At 53.7% G+C, this 5,516-nt stretch carries 6 protein-coding genes; all 6 read left to right on the forward strand.

Annotation, left to right across the window (positions count from 1 at the left end):
* Positions 1-1,851, forward strand: a 1,851-nt coding sequence (dnaG, locus tag ACEW8P_RS04930; RefSeq protein ID WP_373511991.1) for a DNA primase, incomplete at its 5' end; no start/stop codon positions are given.
* Between the two features lie 94 nt (positions 1,852-1,945).
* Positions 1,946-2,950 carry an AAA family ATPase gene (locus ACEW8P_RS04935; RefSeq protein WP_373511996.1) on the forward strand — a complete coding sequence of 335 codons (1,005 nt, stop codon included), beginning with the start codon at positions 1,946-1,948 and terminating at the stop codon, positions 2,948-2,950.
* 46 nt (positions 2,951-2,996) lie between these two features.
* Positions 2,997-3,230, forward strand: coding sequence for a DUF433 domain-containing protein (locus ACEW8P_RS04940; RefSeq protein ID WP_373511992.1), 234 nt, complete (start codon positions 2,997-2,999; stop codon positions 3,228-3,230).
* Entirely contained in the window at positions 3,227-3,580 is a 354-nt protein-coding gene (locus tag ACEW8P_RS04945; protein ID WP_373511993.1) for a DUF5615 family PIN-like protein, read from the forward strand. Before ACEW8P_RS04940 ends, ACEW8P_RS04945 begins: the two co-directional genes overlap by 4 nt.
* A gap of 49 nt (positions 3,581-3,629) precedes the next feature.
* Complete coding sequence (locus ACEW8P_RS04950; protein WP_373511994.1) at positions 3,630-4,727, forward strand: Gfo/Idh/MocA family protein; 1,098 nt, start codon at positions 3,630-3,632, stop codon at positions 4,725-4,727.
* 40 nt (positions 4,728-4,767) lie between these two features.
* A partial coding sequence (locus tag ACEW8P_RS04955) for a TolB family protein (protein WP_373511995.1) occupies positions 4,768-5,516 on the forward strand: 749 nt, incomplete at its 3' end.

The following is a 5,516-nucleotide window of genomic DNA, read 5'->3' on the forward strand; positions in this document are numbered from 1 at the left end:
AATGAGAAGACGCCCTCCTTCAACGTCAATCCGGCGCGGCAGATTTTCAAGTGCTTCGGCTGCGGGGCGGCGGGCGACGCCATCAAATTCGTGATGGACATCGACGGCATCGGCTACGGAGAAGCGCTCAAACACCTCGCCCAAAAATATAGCATCGAAGTTCAGGAAGAGAAGCTTACTGACGAACAGGAGCTTCGCCAAAACGAGCGCGAAAGCCTGTACATCGTCCTGAATTTTGCCAAGAATTACTTCCAACAACAACTCTCCGAAACCGAAGAGGGCCAGTCCATCGCGCTTAGCTACCTCAAAGAGCGCGGTTTCAACGAGACAATCCGAACCCAGTTCGAACTGGGATACAGTCCCGAAGCCTGGGATGCGCTTACGCAGGAAGCTCTCTCCAAGGGTCACAGCGCCGAATTGCTGGAAAAAGCCGGGCTGATGATTCAGCGCGAGGGCAGCAGTACGGGCGGCTACGACCGCTTCCGGGGACGCGTGATTTTCCCCATCCATAACGTGGCCGGGAAAGTGATCGCCTTCGGGGCCAGGATTCTCAAATCCGATCCCAACGCCAAGGGCCATCAGCCGAAGTACGTCAACTCGCCCGAGACGGATGTCTATCACAAGAGCGATGTACTCTACGGCATTTACCAGGCCAAGAACGCTATTCGCCAGCTCGATGTGTGCTATCTCGTAGAGGGCTACACCGACGTGGTATCGCTGCACCAGGCGGGCGTCGAGAACGTGGTAGCATCGTCGGGTACTTCGCTAACGGTGGAGCAAATCCGACTCATCGGTCGCTTCACGCCTAACGTCACCATTTTGTATGATGGTGACCCGGCGGGCATCAAGGCCGCCCTGCGCGGACTGGATCTAGTGCTGGAAGAAGGGCTGAATGTCAGCGTCGTGACTTTCCCAAACGGCGAAGACCCAGACAGCTACGTGCAGCGCTTGGGGGCAGAGGAGTTCAAGCGATACATTCATTCTTCGGCCCGCGATTTTATCACGTTCAAAACGCAGACCTTGCTGGCCGACGCGGGCGACGACCCCTTCCGCCGTGCTGCCGTGATTACCGATGTGGTGGGTAGCATCGTCAAAATTCCCGACCCGATCCAAAGGCAGATTTTTTTTCCCCGCATTGCCAACTTGATGCACGTCGATGAGCAAACGCTCATCTCGGAGGGCAACAAAATCCTGCGGAAAGAGCAGGCCGCCAAAGCGCGGACACAGGAGCGGCGGTCGCAAACGACGCTGCCCGATGGCCCTGGCGACCTAGCGGCGGGAGCGGAACAAATCACAGGAGAGCCGATAGAGCCGCCCGTAGAGTTGACCCGCCAGGATCCTGTGACGCAGCACGAGCAGGAGTGTATCCGACTCTTGGTCAATTTTGCGCGGGAGGAACTGGAACCCAAGGTGTCGCTCTGTCATTACATGCTCAGCGAGTTGTCCGGCATCGAGTTTCATCACCCCATGTACCAGCATTTGCTGACGGTGTTCCGGGAAGGTTTCTCGCGCGGCGAGATTCCCGATACGGACTACTTCCTCAACCACCCCGACCCTGACATCAAGAGCGAAGCCATAGACTTGGTCACGACGCGCTATCACCTGAGCGAACAGTGGAAGGAAAAATATGAGATCATCGTCCCGACGGAACTCGACAAACTACCCGACCTTGCTTTTACTAACATACTCCGGCTCAAAAAGGGATACAACGAGGTTATCATGAAGGAAATACACGATGGCTTAGCCAAAGTCAAGGATGAGGCGGAAACCAACGCCTTACTGGAAAAATTCATGTGCCACAAGGCGATCGAAAAGGAAATCGCGAAGGAGCTGGGAACGGTGGTGTCGTAAAGCCTTCTGGACATCGGACGATCAACTTTGGACCGGTTCGCCAGTGCGGTTTGACCTTTTCCGCCGCCCCATTCTATCATTATATCATTCACTCATTATATCATTGAACACCGCCGCATCCCAGGATTTAACCCACTTCAAATCCCTAGTCGCCAAAGTACCTTTACTACGGCAGGAAATCGCCAAAGTCATCGTCGGGCAGCAGGAGGCGGTCACTGAAATATTGATTACCCTGCTGGCGGGCGGTCATTGTCTGTTGGAAGGCGTTCCCGGCCTGGCCAAGACGCTCATGGTAAGTACATTGGCCAAAACGCTGGACATGAGTTTCAAGCGCATCCAGTTCACACCCGATCTCATGCCGGGCGACATTGTGGGTACCGAAATCCTGGAAGAAGACCACGAAACGGGGCGAAAGTTTTTCAAATTCAACAAAGGTCCGCTCTTTGCGCACGTTGTGCTAGCCGACGAGATCAACCGCACGCCGCCCAAAACCCAGGCCGCCCTGTTGGAAGCCATGCAGGAGGGGAAGGTCACTTACGCTGGAACGGACTACGTCCTGCCGCGCCCATTCCTGATTATAGCCACCCAAAACCCCATCGAGCAAGCAGGTACTTACCCACTGCCCGAGGCGCAACTAGACCGCTTTCTGCTATACGTCAAGCTGGACTATCCTTCCGAAAAGGAAGAACTGGACGTGCTAAAAAGTACTACCGGAACGGCCAAACCCACGCTGCAAACCATTCTGACCGACCGCGACATCCTCGACCTCCAAACCTTGACCCGGCAAGTCCACATCAGCGACGAGTTGATTGTCTACATCAACCGCCTTGTCCGCGCGACACGTCCGCTGGACAGCCCATCTGACTTCGTACGGCAATGGTGCGACTGGGGCGCGGGGCCACGGGCGGGACAAGCACTGGTACTTTGCGCCAAAGCCAACGCCGTGGTGAACGCCCGCTTCTCGGTCGTTCCCGACGACATTCAGACGCTGGCCTACCCCATCCTGCGCCACCGCATCGCGCTGAATTTCAGAGCGGAGGCGGAAGGAATCACACCAGATCGGGTGATTGGGGAGTTGTTGAAGGGGGTAAAGGTTTGAGGTGGTTAGGCGTAAAAACCGTAGTTTTATGAAAAACTAAAAAAACATGGAGCAATTATTGTCCAGAATTATGCTCAATCCGAGGGTTTGCCACGGTAAACCTACGATCCGCAACAAGCGTTATCCGGTGGAACTGATTCTGGATTTGCTGTCGGCGGGAAGTAGCCACGAAGAAATTTTAGCCGATTACCCTACGCTGGAAAATGACGATATTCTGGCGTGTTTGCAGTATGCTGCGAAACTTTCGAGAGTGAAAAGTATCAGAAAGGTTTTGGAATGAAGTTTCTGGTAGATGCTCAGCTGCCCTATCTGCTGGCGATTTGGATGCGTAGTAAAGGCTGCGAGGTAGTTCATACTGAGGATTTGCCCGATAAAGATGAAACTGAAGACGAAACGATAAGATCGATATCTACCAAAGCGAGCTATATAGTTGTTACTGAAGACCTGGACTTTTACGATAGCCATCTACCTCGGAACGCTCCCGAAAAACTTCTCCTGATTACTACCGGAAACATAAAAAACCGCCAATTGCTGGATCTTTTTCGTCGGAATTTTCAGGAAATAGTTAATTTGTTTGAATACTGCGATCTTGTAGAAATGAGCAACGAAGATATGATTGCTCATTATTGAGAGTCGAAAATTTAGAGGAATTGACAGGCTATGAAAACTGACAGTAAGAATGAAAAGGCGAAAATTCATCTCCCAAGCCGGATTCTCAACCAGCCTTCTGCTGGTCTCCTCGCCAATCGTTTCGGCGGCTTACGCCGTACCTGCCCGCAAACTAGGTGTTGCGCTAGTCGGTTTGGGCAATTACAGTACGCGTCAATTGGCCCCGGCATTGCAATATGCCTCGAACTGCCGCCTGGCAGGAATCGTCACGGGTACACCCGCTAAGGCCGAATCCTGGGCCAAACAGTATGACATTCCGGCCAAGAACATCTACAACTACGAGAATTTCGAGCAGATCAAGTACAACACGGATATCGACATCGCGTACGTGGTGCTGCCCAACTCCATGCACGCCGAGTACACCATTCGCGCGGCGCAGGCCGGGAAGCACGTCATTTGCGAAAAACCGATGGCGATCACGGTGGACGAATGCCAGCGGATGATCGACGCCTGCCGCGAAGCGGGCGTGAAACTGTCGGTAGGGTACCGTCTCTATTTTGAGCCGCACCACCTGGAAGTTCGCCGCCTGGGAACAGAAAAAGTGTACGGGGCAGTGAAGATGATGGAAACCAGTTTGGGCTTTTCGATGGCCGACCCGACGGTCTGGCGGCTGAATAAGAAGCTCGGAGGCGGCGGGGCGATCATGGATCTGGGCGTCTATGCCATTCAGGGGGCCAGGCGCGTAGTTGGTGAAGACCCGGTAGCGGTGACCGCGCAGGGCTACGTACGCGACACGACCATTTTCAAAGACATTTACGAAACCATGATGTTCCAAATGGAATTTCCCGGCGGAGCGATTTCCAACTCCACGACTACCTACACGTCGTACGTGGATCGACTGTACGCCACGACGGGTTATCGTTGGTTTGGCCTGCAGCCCGCCTTCAACGCCACAGGTACCACGGGTGATTCGGGCGAGGGCAAGATCAGCTTCGCCACACCCGATTTTCAGCAAATTAAACAGATGGATGCTTTCGCCCAAAGTATTATCGACAATACTGAACCGCTTGCCTCGGGCGAAGAAGGTATGAAAGATCTGAGAATTATAGAAGCTATCAAAAGCGCGGCAGACACGGGAAAGCGGGTCGAGATCGAGTGGAAGAGCTGATATATTGAACCAAAAAAAATTGACCACTAGAAACCAACCTATGAAGAACCTCTTCCTCCTCCGATACGTCGGACCGCTCTTTATCATCTTGAGCGTAGCCGAAGGATTTTCCGTCCAGGCCCAAACTAAGGAAAGGGTCAAAGCCACCGACCTGACCCTCATCGCGCAAGTAGGTACGATTGCCATTTCGCCCTCAGGCAAGCAGGCGGTTTATACCCTGAATACGACGGAGGCCACGCCGGATGCCAAGTTTGAATACGAGTACCGGACGCATCTGTACCTCGCCGATCTTGAAAACAAAAAAGAACCCCAAGCCCTGACCTACGGCGCAGAAAGCGCGAGCCAACCCGCCTGGTCGCCGGACGGAAGCAAGATTGCTTTTGTCAGGAAAGCCAAAGATAAGAATCAGATTTTCGTCTTGCCGCTCAGCGGCGGCGAAGCGTGGCAATTGACGAAGCTCGACTACGGCGCGGGCAGTCCGCGCTGGTCGCCGGATGGGAAGACGATCCTGTTTTCGGCTGGATTGAGCATGGGCGAGATGATGAAGGACTCGATCATCAATCCGAAAAAAGAACTTCCCGCCTGGTCGCTGGAAAAGCCGGGCTTTTCGGACAATTCCTTTGTTAAAGTACCCAAAGACATCAAGCCCGACCCCGACGGATCGCTGGCCGAGATTCGCGCCTTCCTGCAAAAAGACGCCGAAGACAAGAAAGCCAAAGTCATCAACCGCCTGAACTTTCAGGCTGAATCCACTACGCAGCCGGAAATCTCGTTCGGGCAGCTATACAC

This window comes from Persicitalea sp. (assembly GCF_041751555.1).
GTDB lineage: Bacteria > Bacteroidota > Bacteroidia > Cytophagales > Spirosomataceae > Persicitalea.